This window comes from Citrobacter sp. Cpo147 (assembly GCF_030332405.1).
GTDB classification, from domain to species: Bacteria; Pseudomonadota; Gammaproteobacteria; order Enterobacterales; family Enterobacteriaceae; genus Citrobacter; species Citrobacter portucalensis.
Genome location: NZ_JAOWHX010000041.1, coordinates 254,635 through 271,781, shown reverse-complemented (window position 1 = coordinate 271,781; position 17,147 = coordinate 254,635). Strand labels below are relative to the sequence as shown.

The window sequence follows — 17,147 nt, the reverse complement described above, 5'->3', positions numbered from 1 at the left end:
TTAATACTGAAGTTGTCACTTCCTCTGTATCACATAATAAGAGCCATCTATGAAACTTAACTCGAAAAGCGGTAGCGCTGGTGTTCCTCCCGGCACGGTTGCGAAAAGTGGTAATGGGCTTTACGTGGTGGCGGTGTTGATGCCAGCACCGTTGCAGGGTTTTGCACAACGGGAGAACGGCTATGTCTACAAACCATGCTGTGTTTAACGTAATTTTCCGTTTTGTTGAAAATTACGTTAGTCCTGTCGCCGGGCGCATCTCTTCGCAACGACATGTAATGGCCATTCGCGACGGTTTTATTTCGGCGATGCCTTTTATGATTGTAGGCTCTTTTCTGCTGGTTTTTGCCTACCCGCCTTTTTCTCCGGATACCACCTGGGGATTCGCCCGCGTGTGGCTGGATCTGGCAAAACAGTTTGAAGGCCAAATCCTCACACCGTTTGATATGACGATGGGGATTATGTCGGTCTACATATGTGCGGCTATTGCTTATAACCTGGGTAAGCACTATGTGAAGTCGCATCAGTTAGATCCGTTTATGTGTGCGATGCTATCAATCATGGCTTTTTTGCTGATTGCCGCGCCAAAAACCAAAGGCACAATGCCGGTTGATAGCCTGGGAGGAACGGGGATTTTCACCGCCATCCTGGTGGCCATTTACTGTGTTGAAATGATGCGCTTCCTGAAGGCGCACAACATCGGCATCCGTTTACCCGATCAGGTGCCGCCGATGATCAAAAACTCTTTCGATCTGCTGATCCCGGTGCTGGTGGTAGTACTGACGCTTTACCCGCTGAGTCTGGTGATACAGTCGCAGTTTGACATGCTGATCCCGCAGGCCATTATGGCCATCTTTAAACCACTGGTGTCGGCTGCAGATTCTCTGCCGGCGATACTTCTGGCGGTATTGATTGGCCACCTATTGTGGTTTGCGGGTATTCACGGCGCGGCAATTGTGTCGGGAATGCTGCAAATGTTCTGGCTAACTAATCTTGGAATGAACCAGTCGGCGCTGGCGCAGGGCGCGCCGTTACCGCATATCTTTATGGAAGCGTTCTGGACGTTCTTTATTGTGGTCGGTGGGTCAGGCGCAACGATGGGGTTGGTGATTTGCTATCTGCGTAGTCGTTCGGCTCATCTACGCTCGATTGGGCGTCTGAGCGTAGTCCCCAGCATTTTTAATATTAACGAACCGGTGATTTTTGGTACGCCGATTGTCATGAACCCGGTGTTTTTTATCCCTTTCCTGCTGGCCCCAATGGTGAATGCGGTACTGGCCTGGGCGGCGATGAAACTGGATTTAATTGGGCGGGTCATTTCAGTGGTTCCCTGGACCGCACCGGCACCGGTTGGCGCGGCATGGGCATTAGGCTGGGATTATCGTGCGGCTATCCTGGTGGTGCTGTTGGCGCTGGTGTCGGCCGTTATCTACTTCCCGTTCTTTAAAGTCTACGAAAAGCAGCTATTGGCGCAGGAAAAAGAAGAGGCGCAGCGTATGGAAGAGGAAAACCAGCAGGTTGCATAAATATCTGGCGAGGGGCTACGGCTCCTCGCTTACTTCAGCGTGCAGTCTCCGCATTGCTGAACGTCAGGCAGGCGATAGCGTTGGCAGCAGGTTTTGCGTACTAACAGCCCCTCACGCGGAACAACGGTTCGCCACAGAGGGTTATCCTGACCGCAGGAGAGTTGTTTCTCAAAAAAGCAGGTCTGGCGCAGCGTGGTCAGCAGTTCCTCACCTAGCAACGGCTTCATTTCCGTTAAATACCAGTGAATTAAATATCCGGTGTTGCTCCAGATAAGCTTCGCGTTGATCTCGCCCGTCGCTTCCAGCGCCTGCACAACCGGCGTCAGCGCTGAGAGAATCAGCGTTTCCATGCGTTGTTGAGGGGACAGGGCTGTAGCCTGGTGATCCTGATGGACGTCGATCCAGAAGCAGGCCGCACGGCCCGTTTCGTGAAACTCTACGCGCATATGTTCAGGAGAGACGTCGATAGCCTCTTTTTGCGTCAGTAGGGCCACCATTAACGGAGGCATCATCAGGCCGATATACCATTGCGCCCAAAGAGAAATCAGGGGCTTATTTTCGCGGGGTAGCGTGGGTTGGTTGCGATAGATATGGTCTGAATAAACGGCCAGCAGCGAGCTAAGCATCGCCGGTTGTGTCCATTCATGCAGCGTCATTGCACCTGGCACAGGCGTTTCGTCAAGACGAATGAAGTCCAGCAGGTGCTCGCGAGTTTTGGCTATCGTTGCGCGTACGGCAGCAGCCAGCGAGGGCATCTCTGAGGGGAGATGGCTACGCCAGATGACATCTTCAACGATCGGTGCGGAACGATAAGCCATGTCGATATAAGGATGTTAATCTTAATGATAATGATTGCTAATCCTATAATTGACATTGAGCGATGGCAAGATCTTTGTCGCCATCCCGAGCGGCAGCGCACAGAAAGCTCAGGTAGAGGGGCAGTTTACCCGCAGCTCATCGCTGACCAGCGTATTGTTACGTCCAAGATTCTTGGCCTCGTAAAGGGCTTTATCCGCTTTGGCGATAGCAGCATCAATATCCTGTTCTACCAGAGGTGCAATGCCGATACTGACGGTTACGTTGGTTGCCACGCTCTCATTAAACATGTGAGGGATTTTAAGATCGTACACTTTCTGGCGGATACGTTCGGCGGCAGCCTGGGCCTGCTGTGGATCGACCGCGGTCAGCAAAATCATAAACTCTTCACCGCCAAAACGCGCCACCACATCCCGGGAGCGTACGGAGTCTCGGATGGCGGCAGAAACACGGATCAACGCCTGGTCGCCCATCATATGTCCGTAATGATCGTTATAGGATTTGAAATGGTCGATATCCAGCAGCAGAACGAAGTGCCTCGAATTACTCAGAGCCAACAGCGTATCGAGCCGGTGTTGCAGCCCCCGGCGATTATACAAACCGGTTAGCGGGTCGAGCATGCTGAGCCCGTTCAGGGTTTCCCTTTCCTCCAGCAGTTTGTACATCAGTTGCTGAGCGAATCCATCGTAGCGCTTTTGTATCACATGCTGGATGGCGATACCGGCCATAGGCAGCGCCATAAAATAGAAAATCCGCAAACCATGTTCGCTGCCGTTAAGCCATAAACAAACGGCGACGGAGGGGAGTGAGTGGAGCGTAAACGCGATGATATTATTGGCAAAAGCGATAGAGCCAATAAACAGTACGCTGAGCAGCGCTATTAACAGGAAATAATAATCATTCTGACCTAGAGCGTTATATTTCAAGAATATATGTAACGCCCATAACAAGCCAAAAACGATTGAAATAAAAGGGAGATTAATTCTTTTATCCGCGTATTTCCCATGCCATACCAGCAGCAGTGTACTCATCACCAGCATCAGCAACGCCGGTACTGATAAGGCTTTGACCGCAAACAGAGGAAAAAAAAGCGTAAACAGCGCGGAGACTGCGTTGAGCAGTAGAAACAGTCGTAAAGAGAGTTGGTATTTTTTTGTGCGCAGAGTTCGCCAGGATTGTACTGTCATAGGTAAATATTGTTAGTTATCTGCAATGTACGAAGGTGTGTTGGTAAATAAAACAAATAACGAACGGGGTATCATTCGCAGAGGTTTTTATTGTTTTTAGTTGAAGAGCTAACCGGTGAGCAATTTATCACCTTGGATTATTCATGTCATCAATCGTTAAGTAAAACTCATATAATTGATAGTGCTTCACGGCTGACAAATGAGAAATTTTATCATATGATATTGGTTATCATTATCGATGTCATAGGTGAAATCATGTTGCAACGTACGCTGGGCAGTGGATGGGGTGTTCTGCTGCCGGGAATGCTGATTGCCGGGATGGCATATAGCGACCTGTCGGTCTACGTATGGAAGGTGATGATTGTATTAGGATTACTGCTGACTTCGCTCATGCTGTACCACAAACGTTTACGGCACTTTGTTTTGTTACCTTCATGCGCGGCACTGATTGGTGGCATTGTTTTGGTAATGATGAACTGGAATCAGGGATGAACAAAACAGAGAAGGAAATCGAGAGGGAAATAAGATAATTGGTGCGAGGGGGGGGACTCGAACCCCCACATCCTAAGGACACTAACACCTGAAGCTAGCGCGTCTACCAATTCCGCCACCTTCGCACAGTCATCTTATTTTTTTGATATCGCCTCGTTGGTGCGAGGGGGGGGACTCGAACCCCCACATCCTAAGGACACTAACACCTGAAGCTAGCGCGTCTACCAATTCCGCCACCTTCGCCCAGTGCGAGCAATATCAACGTGGATTATGGTGCGAGGGGGGGGACTTGAACCCCCACGTCCGAAAGGACACTAACACCTGAAGCTAGCGCGTCTACCAATTCCGCCACCTTCGCATACCATCGACACTCAAAAAGTATCGTTACCACGGGGGCGGATTTTAGAGATTTTATGCAGGGCGTCAACTGTTAATTATCGAACTTAACGTGATTGCCGAAAAAAAAGGCGTTTCTTCGGCTTTGGTGTTTTATGCAGGCCGGATAAGCGATAGCGCCATCCGGCGTTGCTCGGTGTCACGCCGGATGGCGCTATCGCTTATCCGGCCTGGAGCAGTTAGGCTTTTTTCGCCTGACGCGTCATGATGGTGCGATAGACCTTGAAGCGCCCGGTCTGCGCGATAACTTCGTGGAAGCCAAACACTTCATCCAGTACCTTCGGATAAGGCAGGAAGGCGTTCGCCACAATACGCAGTTCACCACCGCTGTTCAGATGACGCACGGCTCCGCGAATCAGCGTTTGTGCTGCATCAAGGCTGGTCTGCATACCGTCGTGGAACGGCGGGTTGGAGATGATCATATCAAATCGACCCGTCACGTCAGAAAAGACGTTACTGGCGATGACGTCACCTTCAATGCCGTTGGCTGCAAGCGTTGCGCGGCTGGCTTCAACGGCGGCGGCGCTAACATCGCACAGGGTTAAGCGCACTTTCGGCGAGTGGCTGGCTAAGGCGACGGAGAGAACGCCTGCGCCACAGCCGACATCCAGCACTTTGCCTTTGGTGTGCGGCGTCAGCGTGGAGAGCAGCAGTTGGCTGCCAACATCCAGGCCGTCACGGCTGAAGACGCCCGGCAGCGTTTTGATGGTCAGATTTTCTGTCTGGTATTCATCCCAGTATTTTTCTGCATCAAAGACCGGCTGTTTTTCCAGACGACCGTGGTACAGGCCACAGCGACGTGCGCTGTCGACTTTGTTTAACGGTGCGTATTCGGCCAGCATCTGCTCTGCGCTACGTACACCGCTGCGATTCTCACCGACAACAAAAATATCGGTGCCCACCGGTAACAGCGACAGAATGTTCATCAACTGGAACTGGGCTTCCGGCTTATTCTTCGGCCAGTAGTAGATCAGCGTATCGCTATCGGCAACGTCATCGGCCTGCGCGACGAGGCTGAAGCGGACGTTGTCGCCCATCTGGCGGTTAAGCACCTGCCAGTGGTGAAGTTGCTGGGTGTGCGCACGGCTGGCGGCGCTTTCAAAATGGGCAGGCAGGTCATCCTGCAAATCACCGGCAAACAGAATACGGCTTTGTTCGAAATCATCACTGTGGCGCAGCAAGACTTCACTTGCCGGGGTAAAAGCAGACATGGAATGCTCCTTAAATTGTACAGCGGGGGATTATAGTTGTTTGATGGCACGGATTCGACAAATTTGCTATATTTGCGCCCCTGATAGACAGGAGTGTTTCGCTATGACATCCCGACGAGACTGGCAGTTACAGCAACTGGGCATTACGCAGTGGTCGTTGCGTCGTCCTGGCGCACTGCAGGGCGAGATCGCGATTTCCATTCCTGCGCATGTCCGTTTGGTGATGGTTGCTGCACAGTTACCCGCGCTAACCGAACCGTTGATCAGCGATATTTTACGCGCATTAACCGTTAGCCCGGATCAGGTTTTACAACTGACGCCTGACCGTGTCGCCATGCTGCCGCAAGGCAGTCGCTGTAATAGCTGGCGGCTGGGAACCGAAGAGCCGCTGCTGCTGGAGGGCGCTCAGGTCGAGAGTCCTGCGTTTAATGAATTACGGGAAAACCCAGCGGCACGCGCCGCGTTATGGCAACAAATCTGCGCATATGAACACGATTTCTTCCCTCGAGCCGACTGATTTACCCGCAGCATTTCAGATTGAAAAACGCGCCCACGCTTTTCCGTGGAGTGAAAAAACATTTGCCAGCAACCAGGGCGATCGCTACCTCAATTTTCAGTTGAGGGTTGACGACGTGATGGCCGCCTTTGCAATTACGCAGGTCGTACTGGATGAAGCGACGTTGTTCAATATCGCCGTCGATCCTGACTTTCAGCGCCGGGGCCTGGGGCGTGAGCTGCTGGAGCATCTGATCGATGAGCTGGAAAAGCGTGGCATTTTGACCCTGTGGCTTGAAGTGCGCGCCTCGAATGCGGCCGCTATCGCGCTGTACGAAAGCTTAGGCTTTAACGAGGCGACGATCCGTCGCAACTACTATCCAACGGCCGATGGTCATGAAGACGCCATCATCATGGCGTTGCCAATCAGCATGTAAGATAAGGTGTAATGATGAAGAAGTGGGACTGGATTTTCTTTGATGCCGACGAAACGCTGTTTACGTTTGACTCGTTTACCGGCTTACAGCGGATGTTTCTCGACTTTAGCATTACCTTTACCGCTGAAGATTTTCAGGACTACCAGGCCGTGAATAAACCGCTGTGGGTGGATTACCAAAACGGCGCGATTACCTCATTACAACTGCAGCATGCCCGTTTTCAGAGCTGGGCCGAACGCCTGAAGGTTGAACCGGGCCAGCTTAATGACGCATTCATCAATGCGATGGCGGAGATCTGCTCACCGTTGCCGGGGGCGGTTTCTCTGCTCAATGCGATTCGTGATAAAACGAAAATCGGCATCATTACTAACGGCTTTACCGCGTTGCAGCAAATCCGCCTTGAGCGGACGGGGCTGCGCGACTATTTTGACCTGCTGGTGATTTCTGAGCAGGTTGGGGTGGCAAAACCCGACCCCCGTATTTTTGACCATGCGCTGGAGCAGGCGGGTAATCCTGACCGTTCTCGCGTGCTGATGGTGGGTGACACCGCAGAGTCCGATATTCTTGGCGGCATTAACGCCGGGCTATCCACCTGCTGGCTAAATACGCACCACCGCGAGCAGCCAGCGGGCATTCAGCCGACCTGGACCGTAGCGTCATTAAGCGAACTGGAGCAGCTCCTGTGTAAACACTGATTGCCTCCCCCCCGTTGATGGGTAAAATAGCCGCAATTTTTCGTATTCAACTTGCCCGGCCCGTTGCCGTGCTTACCTAAGAAGATTTGACTATGACGTTGTCTCCTTATTTGCAAGAGGTGGCCAAACGCCGCACTTTTGCCATTATTTCTCACCCGGATGCCGGTAAAACGACAATTACTGAAAAGGTACTGTTATTCGGACAGGCCATTCAGACCGCCGGTACGGTAAAAGGCCGTGGCTCCAGCCAGCATGCAAAATCTGACTGGATGGAAATGGAAAAGCAGCGTGGTATCTCCATTACCACCTCTGTGATGCAGTTTCCGTATCATGACTGCCTGGTGAACCTGCTGGACACCCCGGGGCACGAAGACTTCTCCGAAGATACCTATCGTACTCTGACGGCGGTGGACTGCTGCCTGATGGTTATCGATGCCGCAAAAGGCGTCGAGGATCGTACCCGTAAGCTGATGGAAGTTACCCGTCTGCGCGATACGCCGATCCTGACCTTTATGAACAAACTCGACCGTGACATCCGCGATCCGATGGAGCTGCTGGATGAAGTCGAGAACGAACTGAAAATCGGCTGTGCGCCAATCACCTGGCCGATTGGCTGTGGTAAGTTGTTCAAAGGTGTCTATCACCTTTATAAAGATGAAACTTACCTGTATCAGACCGGTAAAGGCCACACCATTCAGGAAGTGCGTGTTGTTAAAGGTCTGAACAACCCGGAACTTGATGCTGCCGTGGGTGAAGACCTGGCGCAGCAGCTGCGTGACGAGCTGGAGCTGGTGCAGGGCGCGTCCAACGAGTTCGACCATGAGCTGTTCCTCGCGGGCGAAATCACCCCGGTCTTCTTCGGTACCGCGCTGGGTAACTTCGGCGTTGACCATATGCTGGACGGCCTGGTGGAGTGGGCGCCTGCGCCGATGCCGCGTAAAACCGACACCCGCGTCGTCGAAGCCTCAGAAGAGAAGTTCACCGGTTTCGTGTTTAAAATTCAGGCCAACATGGACCCGAAACACCGTGACCGCGTGGCGTTCATGCGTGTGGTATCCGGCAAGTATGAGAAAGGCATGAAAATGCGCCAGGTGCGCATTGGTAAAGACGTGGTGATCTCCGACGCACTCACCTTTATGGCCGGTGACCGTTCTCATGTGGAAGAAGCGTATCCGGGCGATATTCTCGGTCTGCATAACCACGGCACTATCCAGATCGGCGATACCTTTACCCAGGGCGAAATGATGAAGTTCACCGGTATTCCGAACTTCGCACCGGAGCTGTTCCGTCGTATTCGCCTGAAGGATCCATTGAAGCAGAAACAGCTGCTGAAAGGGCTGGTTCAGCTGTCAGAAGAGGGCGCAGTACAGGTATTCCGTCCGATCGCCAATAACGATCTGATCGTGGGCGCGGTGGGTGTGCTGCAGTTTGACGTGGTGGTTTCACGTCTGAAGAGCGAGTACAACGTTGAAGCGATTTATGAATCTGTCAACGTAGCGACTGCGCGCTGGGTAGAATGTTCTGACGTGAAGAAATTCGAAGAATTTAAGCGTAAGAACGAAATTCAGCTAGCTCTTGATGGCGGCGATAACCTCACCTATATCGCACCAACCATGGTTAACCTGAATCTCACCCAGGAACGTTACCCGGACGTTCAGTTCCGTAAAACACGCGAACACTAATCGACCTTCCAGGGCACGGTATCCGCCGTGTCCTGCAACTTTTCCTGTCTTTTAAATCCCTTGCGGAATGTTCTTAAAACCTCGCGTTTTTCTTTTGTTTGCCTGTTTTTTAATCAATTCTGACTGCGATCACGAAATCGTGAACTATATTTAACAATGTGATGACATAAATATCGGCGTTTAATGCTTTTTAGGCTGCCTGTTGCAGCGTCTATTGCTGATATTTATTCCACTTACAAGATTAGTTGCTGGTTCAGGCCGTGTAACGGCAGAGCATAGCTTTTAGCAAAACATACAGGAATACATCGATGACAATGACAGGACTTAAGATTTCTAAAACGCTGCTGGCCGTGATGCTGACCTCCGCTGTTGCAACGGGTTCTGCTTATGCAGAAAACGCTACGATGGATAAAGCGCAATCCGGCGTCGAAAGTGCGGGGCAGAAAGTCGATAGCTCTATGAACAAAGTCGGTAATTTCATGGATGACAGCACCATCACCGCGAAAGTAAAAGCCGCGCTGGTGGACCACGAAAGCATTAAGAGCACCGATATTTCCGTCAAAACAGATCAAAAGGTGGTGACACTAAGCGGGTTTGTTGAAAGCCAGGCACAGGCCGAAGAAGCGGTGAAAGTGGCGAAAGGCGTTGAGGGCGTGACCTCCGTTAGCGACAAACTGCATGTGCGTGATAGTAAAGAAACCTCCGTTAAAGGCTATGCGGGCGATACGGCAATCACCAGTGAGGTAAAAGCCAAGCTACTGGCCGATGATATTGTCCCTTCCCGCAAGGTGAAAGTTGAGACCACCGATGGCGTTGTGCAACTTTCAGGCACCGTCGATTCACAGGCTCAAAGCGATCGTGCTGAGAGCATCGCCAAAGCGATTGATGGCGTGAAAAGCGTCAAAAACGATCTCAAAACTCAGTAATTAGACTTAATTCGTCCTCCTGACGTTTGTCGGGAGGCGTGTTGTGCACCACACTGAAAATATCGCCGATGGGCAGCCTGAGCGCTCATATCAAGCGGTGAAATTAACTATGGTAAAGGAGAAGCATATGTTTCGATGGGGCATCATATTTCTGGTTATCGCGTTAATTGCCGCCGCACTCGGTTTTGGTGGACTGGCGGGTACTGCAGCCGGCGCAGCGAAAATTGTGTTTGTGGTGGGGATCATTTTGTTCCTGGTCAGCCTGTTTACCGGGCGTAAACGACCCTAGTACGTAAACCGTAAAGAAAAATTGCTACTAAGCCAGTCCATTGGACTGGCTTTTACGGTTTTAGCGTCAGGCAATTTGCGTTACTTTGTTGCTCTATTACAAAAACAACAGGAAGGCAGAGGTGGGGCAGAGAATACCCGTCACGCTCGGTAATATTGCGCCGTTATCGTTACGTCCATTTCAACCAGGCAGTGTGGCGCTGGTGTGCGAGGGCGGGGGACAAAGAGGCATCTTCACCGCCGGCGTACTGGATGAGTTCATGCGCGCGCAGTTCAATCCCTTTGATCTCTACTATGGGACGTCGGCTGGCGCGCAAAACCTTTCAGCCTATCTCTGTAACCAGCCCGGTTACGGCCGCAAAGTTATTATGCGTTACACCACCCGACGCGAATTTTTTGACCCGGTGCGTTTTGTGCGTGGGGGAAATCTGATCGATCTCGACTGGCTGGTGGATTCGACTGCAACGCATATGCCGCTGGCGATGGACAACGCCGAGCGCCTGTTTGCCGCAGGGAAAGCATTTTATATGTGCGCCTGTCGGGGCGATGATTACACGCCCGGCTATTTTTCGCCGAACCGGCAAAACTGGCTCGACCTCATTCGAGCCTCCAGCGCGATTCCCGGGTTCTACCGCACAGGGGTTGTATTGGACGGCGTGAACTATCTGGATGGAGGAGTTAGTGATGCCATACCTGTGCAGGAGGCAGCGAAGCAGGGGGCAAAAACGTTGGTAGTGATTCGCACTGTGCCTTCGCAAATGTACTACACCCCGCAGTGGTTCAAACGTATGGAGCGCTGGTTGGGTGAAAGTAGCCTGCAACCGTTTCTGAATCTGGTGCAGCATCATGAGACCAGCTATCGTGCTATCCAGAGTTTTATTGAGAAGCCGCCGGGCAAGCTGCGTATTTTTGAGATCTATCCGCCAAAACCACTCCATAGCATGGCGTTGGGCAGCCGTATTCCGGCACTGCGGGAAGATTACAAAACCGGACGCCTGTGCGGTCGTTACTTTCTGGCGACAGTCGGCAAACTGTTGGCGAAAAATGCGCCGCTGCCTCGTCAGACGCCGAAGATTGTGGTGCCGGGGCCGGTGGTAGTTCCTCCTGCGCCGGTGGCCAACGATGCCCATGTGCCAGTGGTGACCAATGCGCCTCAGGCGAACGACACGACGTTTGATAATGAGGATTTGGCGTGAGTTATCGTTTTATCGATACGCATTGTCACTTTGATTTCCCGCCGTTTACCGGCGATGAATCTGCCAGCATTCAGCGCGCGGTGGAGGTTGGTGTACAGAGCATTATCGTTCCGGCCACACAGGCGGCGAATTTTCCCCGCGTACTGGCGTTAGCGGAAAATTATCCTCCATTGTTTGCCGCGCTTGGTCTGCATCCCATTGTTATTGAACAACATAGCGATGACTGCCTGGACCAGTTGCAACAGGAGCTGGATAAGCGCCCACGAAAACTGGTGGCGCTAGGCGAGATTGGATTGGATCTGTATCGGGACGATCCGCAATTCGATAAGCAAGAGTGGGTGCTGGAAGCGCAACTAAAGCTGGCGAAGCGGTACGAATTGCCGGTGATCCTGCATTCGCGGCGCACCCATGACAAGCTGGCGATGCACCTGAAACGTCATGCTTTGCCGCGAACTGGCGTTGTGCATGGTTTTTCCGGGAGCGTGCAGCAGGCAGAGCGCTTTGTGCAACTGGGATACAAAATTGGCGTGGGAGGCACCATTACCTATCCGCGCGCCAGTAAAACCCGCGAGGTAATGGCGCAATTACCGCTGGAATCGCTGTTGCTGGAAACCGACGCGCCGGATATGCCGCTCAATGGCTTTCAGGGGCAGCCTAACCGGCCGGAGCAGGTAGTCAGAGTCTTCGACGTCTTATGCGATCTGCGCCCGGAACCTGCGGACGTGATCGCTGACGCGCTGTATCGTAATACCACGGCGTTGTTTAATGTGTGATTGGATGGCGTATCCGGCCGACAAATGTGTGCGCTCCGTAGGCCTGATAAGCGAAGCGCATCAGGCATAACTTCGTCGGATGGCAGCTGTGTTTTTTCCGGCCTACAGATGATGTCGTCGCATCCGGCAATCACAGGTACAGCGCCGGGAAAATCAAATTATCCACCCCGCGTTCGCGCAATCTTTGCGCCAGCTGTTCCACATCCTCCGGCGTGGCGCTCGGCCAGTCCTTCGCTTCGCCATACACCCCGTGCGCATGAAAGGCATTCAGCCGCACAGGTACGTCACCGATGCGTATGATAAACGCCGCCAGCGCATCAATATGCTGTAGATAATCCACCTGACCAGGAATAACCAGCAGGCGCAGTTCCGCCAGTTTTCTCTGCCCGGACAAAAAGGTAATACTTTGTTTAATCAGCGTGTTATCGCGGCCGGTAAGCTGCCGATGACACGTGCTGTCCCAGGCTTTTAAATCCAGCATTACGCCGTCGCACACCGGCAGCAGCTTCTGCCAGCCGGTTTCGCTCAGCATGCCGTTGCTGTCGACCATGCAGGTCAGGTGTTGCAACTGCGGATCGGTTTTTATCGCGGTAAATAGCGCCACAATAAAGGGGAGTTGAGTAGTCGCTTCACCGCCACTAACGGTTATCCCTTCGATAAACAGTGACGCTTTACGAATATGTTGCAGCACTTCATCAACGCTCATACTCTGCGCCATCGGCGTGGCCTGCCGGGGGCACATATGCAGGCAGGTGTCACACTGCTGACACATATCGGACTGCCACCACACTTTCCCCGCGCTCAGGTTCAGCGCCTCATGCGGGCAATGCAGCACACACTCCCCGCAGTCGTTGCAGCGTCCCATCGTCCACGGATTGTGGCAATTTTTACAGCGCAGATTACATCCTTGCAGAAACAGAGCCAGGCGACTGCCCGGCCCGTCGACGCAGGAGAAAGGAATCAGCCTACTTACTAAAGCGCATCTGCTGTTCATGGCTAATCACGCGAGGTTGTCGTTCCAGAATGCGCGTATTGCGCGCGGCTTCTTCGCCAAGCCAGGTGGTGTTGGTTCGTGACCCTTCGGCGCGATACTTTTCCAGATCCGACAGGCGCACCATGTAACCCGTAACGCGAACCAGATCGTTGCCGCTCACGTTGGCGGTAAACTCGCGCATTCCAGCTTTAAACGCCCCGAGGCACAACTGCACCAGCGCCTGAGGATTACGCTTGATAGTTTCATCCAGCGTGAGAATGTCGCTGATCCCGGCGTGATAAAACGCGTGATGTGGTGCGACGGTTTGCAGGTGGGTGATCGGGTCCGGCTCATCGCCGTAAGGCAGGCGTGCACCTGGCGTGGTGCCGATGTCAGAACTGATCCCCGACTGTGCATGCAGCATCGCGCGCTGCTTCCAGCCATATTTCACCGGGGTGTTTTCGACAAATTCCGCCAGTTGGGTGCTGATGCGATAGCCGAGCTGATTGGCGAACTCATCTTTCCCATAGCGCGCATTCTGTCCCGCCTTATCGCACAGCAGGTTCACCGCCTCCGCCAGGCCGTACATCCCGAACATAGGCACAAAACGTTCGGGATCAATCAACCCTTCCTGCACGAGGAAGCTATTCTCAAAGAAATGTGATTTCTCATAGAGGAATTCACATCGTGAATCAATGATGGTGATTTGCTGCTGGCAGTAGTGCGGTAGGGTGCGCGTAAAGAAGTCATCGACAGAGGTGCTGCGCTCTGCGATGGCTTTCAGATTAAGCCTGACCAGCGTGCTTCCACCCCCGGCGAGCGGCAAAGAGTTGTAACAACTGACGACGCCATACTGACCTTTTGTGAAAATTTTATCATTTTCAGGGCCGTTGGAAATATGCGGCTTACTGCACTCGCAGATATTTTGCGCCACGTTGAGCAGCAGATCGTCAGGTGTGATTTGCGGATCATAAATGAATGTTAGATTAGGTGAAACCTGCTTTAACTCTGCGTCTGCGCGTAAAATTGCACGGGTAACTGGTGTATCGGCGGGGCCGATATTGGCATGCATAAACGCGTCTGGCAGGGTTCTGTCGAGATAACGCCAGAAACGTTTTATTCGAATATCGATCTCGTCTTGTGTTAGAATTCTAACATACGGTTGCAGCAGGGCATCAAGCTGGCCGAGATAAACCGGCATCGACGTCACTGACGGAACATGGTGGTAAAGAATAGTGAGTAAGGATAACGCGTCATCAAGATCCCTGGCGCCTTCCAGCTCCAGCCACGATGAGCCATTGGCCAGAAAACGCGCGTAATCGGGTAAAACATAGCGTGGTTTGAACGGGGCATGACCTTCGTACATATCGCAGATTACCCCATCATCCAGCGCCTGACGTGCCTGTGCAGGCAGTTGCGGGTAAGGCAGCGCGTTTTCAGCTTCCAGCGCCAGAAAGTGGCGTTTCTGCTCAGGGCTGAGCACTGGGCTGGTCACGATTTGTTGGCAACGCTGTTGCAGCGCGAGTTCGCTTGAAGTGGGCATCGTTGATTCCTTTTTATCCCGAAGGTGTGACGCCATTGTAGAAAGCAACGCCGCCGCAACCTTTGATCCGGATGCGCCTGATGCCACCGCATCCCTTTAGAAAAGGTGATTTATTTGAAGTGGATCTCATTAGAGTAATGCAAATCTGTATGTGGTTTTCATTAACTGTGATGTATATCGAAGTGTAATAGCGAGCGGATGTTAGAATACTAACAAACTCGCAAGGTGAAATTTTATACGGCGATGCCGTTGGAGAATGTTATGACCGATTTAACAGCAAGCAGCCTGCGTGCACTGAAACTGATGGACCTGACCACCCTGAATGACGACGACACCAATGAAAAAGTGATCGCGCTGTGTCATCAGGCGAAGACCCCGGTTGGCAACACTGCCGCAATCTGTATCTATCCGCGTTTCATCCCTATTGCGCGTAAGACCCTGAAAGAGCAGGGCACGCCGGACATCCGCATTGCAACCGTAACCAACTTCCCGCATGGCAACGACGACATCGAGATTGCGCTGGCTGAAACCCGCGCGGCGATTGCTTACGGCGCAGATGAAGTTGACGTGGTGTTCCCGTACCGTGCGCTGATCGCCGGTAACGAACAGATTGGTTTCGATCTGGTTAAAGCCTGCAAAGACGCGTGTGCGGCAGCAAACGTGCTGCTGAAAGTCATCATCGAAACCGGTGAGCTGAAAGAAGAAGCACTGATTCGCAAAGCGTCTGAAATCTCCATCAAAGCCGGTGCTGATTTCATCAAAACTTCTACCGGTAAAGTGCCGGTCAATGCGACGCCGGAAAGCGCACGCATCATGATGGAAGTGATCCGCGACATGGGTGTTTCTAAAACTGTAGGTTTCAAACCGGCTGGTGGCGTACGCACTGCAGAAGATGCACAGCAGTTCCTGGCGATTGCCGATGAACTGTTTGGCGCTGACTGGGCTGATTCTCGTCACTACCGTTTTGGCGCATCCAGCCTGCTGGCGAGTCTGCTGAAAGCGCTGGGTCACGGCGACGGCAAGAGCGCAAGCAGCTACTAAGCCTTATATTGCCGGAGCTGTAGCGACGTAGGCCGGATAAAGCGTAGCCGCCATCCGGCATTAAGACGACTGCCGGGTGGTGCGTTGCTTACCCGGCCTACAACGGCCTTCTACTCTTTTCCCCTGGGGGTTACCGTGTTTCTCGCACAAGAAATTATTCGTAAAAAACGTGATGGTCATGCGCTGAGCGATGAAGAAATTCGTTTCTTTATCAATGGTATTCGCGACAACACCATCTCTGAAGGGCAAATCGCCGCCCTGGCGATGACCATTTTCTTCCACGATATGACAATGCCTGAGCGAGTTTCGCTGACCATGGCAATGCGTGATTCAGGAACCGTGCTGGACTGGAAAAGCCTGCAGCTGAACGGCCCGATTGTGGATAAACACTCTACCGGCGGTGTAGGTGACGTAACGTCACTGATGTTAGGCCCGATGGTCGCAGCGTGCGGCGGCTATATTCCGATGATCTCCGGGCGTGGCCTGGGGCATACCGGCGGTACACTCGATAAACTGGAAGCGATTCCTGGATTTGACATCTTCCCGGACGACGCGCGCTTCCGTGAAATTATTAAAGACGTGGGTGTGGCGATTATTGGGCAAACCAGCTCGCTCGCACCGGCGGATAAACGTTTTTATGCCACCCGCGATATTACCGCGACGGTGGATTCCATCCCGCTGATTACCGGTTCCATTCTGGCGAAAAAACTGGCGGAAGGGCTGGATGCGCTAGTGATGGATGTGAAAGTGGGCAGCGGCGCCTTTATGCCGACCTACGAGCTTTCTGAAGCCCTTGCTGAGGCGATTGTCGGCGTGGCAAACGGTGCGGGTGTCCGTACCACCGCGCTGTTAACCGATATGAACCAGGTGCTGGCCTCCAGCGCAGGTAACGCGGTCGAAGTCCGCGAAGCGGTGCAGTTCCTGACCGGTGAATACCGTAATCCACGTCTGTTAGACGTCACCATGGCGCTGTGCGTGGAAATGCTGATCTCCGGCAATCTGGCGAAAGATGACGCCGAAGCCCGTGCGAAATTGCAGGCGGTGCTGGACAACGGTAAAGCGGCAGAGATTTTTGGTCACATGGTTGCGGCGCAAAAAGGCCCGACCGATTTCGTCGAAAATTATGCGAAGTACCTGCCGACGGCAATGCTCAGCAAAGCGGTATATGCTGATACCGAAGGCTTTGTCAGCGCGATGGATACCCGTGCGTTGGGGATGGCGGTCGTTTCCATGGGCGGCGGTCGTCGTCAGGCTTCGGACACCATTGATTACAGCGTTGGCTTTAGTGATATGGCGCGTCTGGGCGACAGCGTAGACGGACAACGCCCGCTGGCGGTGATCCACGCGAAAGACGAAGCCAGCTGGCAGGAAGCGGCGAAAGCGGTCAAAGCGGCAATTAGCCTTGACGATAAAGCGCCAGAAATTACACCGACAGTCTATCGTCGTATTACCGAATAACTGTATACTGAT

18 protein-coding genes and 3 tRNA genes are annotated in these 17,147 nt (G+C 52.7%); 13 read left to right on the top strand and 8 right to left on the bottom strand.

Annotated elements, in window-relative coordinates; genetic code table 11:
- Nucleotides 1–49: 49 nt before the first annotated feature.
- Nucleotides 50–208 (top strand): hypothetical protein, encoded by a 159-nt coding sequence (locus OGY06_RS21985; protein WP_286605946.1) that lies wholly within the window; start codon nt 50–52, stop codon nt 206–208.
- A complete protein-coding gene (locus tag OGY06_RS21980) occupies nt 183–1,526 on the top strand; it encodes a PTS sugar transporter subunit IIC (protein ID WP_063941069.1) in 1,344 nt (447 codons plus the stop codon). The genes OGY06_RS21985 and OGY06_RS21980 overlap by 26 nt, the downstream gene beginning before the upstream one ends.
- Nucleotides 1,527–1,555: 29 nt before the next feature.
- Here the strand turns inward: OGY06_RS21980 and fhuF are convergent, their stop codons facing one another.
- Nucleotides 1,556–2,344 (bottom strand): siderophore-iron reductase FhuF, encoded by a 789-nt coding sequence (gene fhuF / locus OGY06_RS21975; RefSeq protein WP_063941070.1) that lies wholly within the window; start codon nt 2,342–2,344, stop codon nt 1,556–1,558.
- 108 nt (nt 2,345–2,452) lie between these two features.
- Nucleotides 2,453–3,529, bottom strand: a complete 1,077-nt coding sequence (locus tag OGY06_RS21970; protein WP_003829994.1) for a GGDEF domain-containing protein — start codon at nt 3,527–3,529, stop codon at nt 2,453–2,455.
- 255 nt (nt 3,530–3,784) lie between these two features.
- On the opposite strand from OGY06_RS21970, the gene OGY06_RS21965 reads away from it, so the two are divergent.
- Nucleotides 3,785–4,021 carry a DUF1435 domain-containing protein gene (locus OGY06_RS21965; protein ID WP_003019100.1) on the top strand — a complete coding sequence of 79 codons (237 nt, stop codon included), beginning with the start codon at nt 3,785–3,787 and terminating at the stop codon, nt 4,019–4,021.
- Between the two features lie 39 nt (nt 4,022–4,060).
- On the opposite strand, the gene OGY06_RS21960 is transcribed toward OGY06_RS21965, so the two are convergent.
- The 4 genes from OGY06_RS21960 to rsmC form a co-directional block, all read right to left on the bottom strand.
- A tRNA-Leu gene (locus OGY06_RS21960) sits at nt 4,061–4,146 on the bottom strand.
- Nucleotides 4,147–4,178: 32 nt separating this feature from the next.
- Nucleotides 4,179–4,264: transfer RNA gene (locus OGY06_RS21955), tRNA-Leu, on the bottom strand.
- 28 nt (nt 4,265–4,292) lie between these two features.
- Nucleotides 4,293–4,379 (bottom strand) — tRNA-Leu (locus tag OGY06_RS21950).
- Nucleotides 4,380–4,596: 217 nt separating this feature from the next.
- The gene (gene rsmC / locus OGY06_RS21945) at nt 4,597–5,628 is read right to left on the bottom strand and encodes a 16S rRNA (guanine(1207)-N(2))-methyltransferase RsmC (RefSeq protein WP_003829990.1); all 1,032 of its coding nucleotides are present in this window, start codon (nt 5,626–5,628) and stop codon (nt 4,597–4,599) included.
- Nucleotides 5,629–5,731: 103 nt separating this feature from the next.
- On the opposite strand from rsmC, the gene holD reads away from it, so the two are divergent.
- From holD to OGY06_RS21905, 8 genes are all read left to right on the top strand, one after another.
- Nucleotides 5,732–6,145 (top strand): DNA polymerase III subunit psi, encoded by a 414-nt coding sequence (gene holD, locus OGY06_RS21940; protein ID WP_003829988.1) that lies wholly within the window; start codon nt 5,732–5,734, stop codon nt 6,143–6,145.
- On the top strand, nt 6,114–6,560 hold the full coding sequence (gene rimI, locus OGY06_RS21935; protein ID WP_003829985.1) for a ribosomal protein S18-alanine N-acetyltransferase: 447 nt from the start codon (nt 6,114–6,116) through the stop codon (nt 6,558–6,560). Before holD ends, rimI begins: the two co-directional genes overlap by 32 nt.
- A 14-nt stretch (nt 6,561–6,574) precedes the next feature.
- Nucleotides 6,575–7,255, top strand: coding sequence for a pyrimidine 5'-nucleotidase (gene yjjG, locus OGY06_RS21930; RefSeq protein ID WP_003829984.1), 681 nt, complete (start codon nt 6,575–6,577; stop codon nt 7,253–7,255).
- A 92-nt stretch (nt 7,256–7,347) separates the two neighbouring features.
- Nucleotides 7,348–8,937 carry a peptide chain release factor 3 gene (gene prfC, locus OGY06_RS21925; RefSeq protein WP_003829982.1) on the top strand — a complete coding sequence of 530 codons (1,590 nt, stop codon included), beginning with the start codon at nt 7,348–7,350 and terminating at the stop codon, nt 8,935–8,937.
- Between the two features lie 308 nt (nt 8,938–9,245).
- Nucleotides 9,246–9,863, top strand: a complete 618-nt coding sequence (gene osmY / locus OGY06_RS21920) for a molecular chaperone OsmY (RefSeq protein WP_003829980.1) — start codon at nt 9,246–9,248, stop codon at nt 9,861–9,863.
- A gap of 127 nt (nt 9,864–9,990) precedes the next feature.
- Nucleotides 9,991–10,152 carry a DUF1328 domain-containing protein gene (locus OGY06_RS21915; protein ID WP_003019081.1) on the top strand — a complete coding sequence of 54 codons (162 nt, stop codon included), beginning with the start codon at nt 9,991–9,993 and terminating at the stop codon, nt 10,150–10,152.
- Between the two features lie 121 nt (nt 10,153–10,273).
- A complete protein-coding gene (locus OGY06_RS21910) occupies nt 10,274–11,347 on the top strand; it encodes a patatin-like phospholipase family protein (protein ID WP_003829977.1) in 1,074 nt (357 codons plus the stop codon).
- Complete coding sequence (locus tag OGY06_RS21905) at nt 11,344–12,120, top strand: metal-dependent hydrolase (RefSeq protein WP_003829976.1); 777 nt, start codon at nt 11,344–11,346, stop codon at nt 12,118–12,120. The genes OGY06_RS21910 and OGY06_RS21905 overlap by 4 nt, the downstream gene beginning before the upstream one ends.
- 130 nt (nt 12,121–12,250) lie before the next feature.
- Here OGY06_RS21905 and OGY06_RS21900 read toward each other — a convergent pair whose 3' ends face one another.
- Both OGY06_RS21900 and OGY06_RS21895 read right to left on the bottom strand, forming a co-directional pair.
- Nucleotides 12,251–13,114, bottom strand: coding sequence for a YjjW family glycine radical enzyme activase (locus OGY06_RS21900; RefSeq protein WP_003829975.1), 864 nt, complete (start codon nt 13,112–13,114; stop codon nt 12,251–12,253).
- Entirely contained in the window at nt 13,086–14,636 is a 1,551-nt protein-coding gene (locus OGY06_RS21895) for a YjjI family glycine radical enzyme (protein ID WP_149335423.1), read from the bottom strand. Before OGY06_RS21895 ends, OGY06_RS21900 begins: the two co-directional genes overlap by 29 nt.
- 261 nt (nt 14,637–14,897) lie before the next feature.
- On the opposite strand from OGY06_RS21895, the gene deoC reads away from it, so the two are divergent.
- Together deoC and deoA are read left to right on the top strand one after the other, a co-directional pair.
- Nucleotides 14,898–15,677 (top strand): deoxyribose-phosphate aldolase, encoded by a 780-nt coding sequence (deoC, locus tag OGY06_RS21890; RefSeq protein WP_003019042.1) that lies wholly within the window; start codon nt 14,898–14,900, stop codon nt 15,675–15,677.
- Nucleotides 15,678–15,812: 135 nt separating this feature from the next.
- Nucleotides 15,813–17,135 (top strand): thymidine phosphorylase, encoded by a 1,323-nt coding sequence (gene deoA / locus OGY06_RS21885; protein WP_286605945.1) that lies wholly within the window; start codon nt 15,813–15,815, stop codon nt 17,133–17,135.
- The last annotated feature ends 12 nt before the right edge of the window (nt 17,136–17,147 follow it).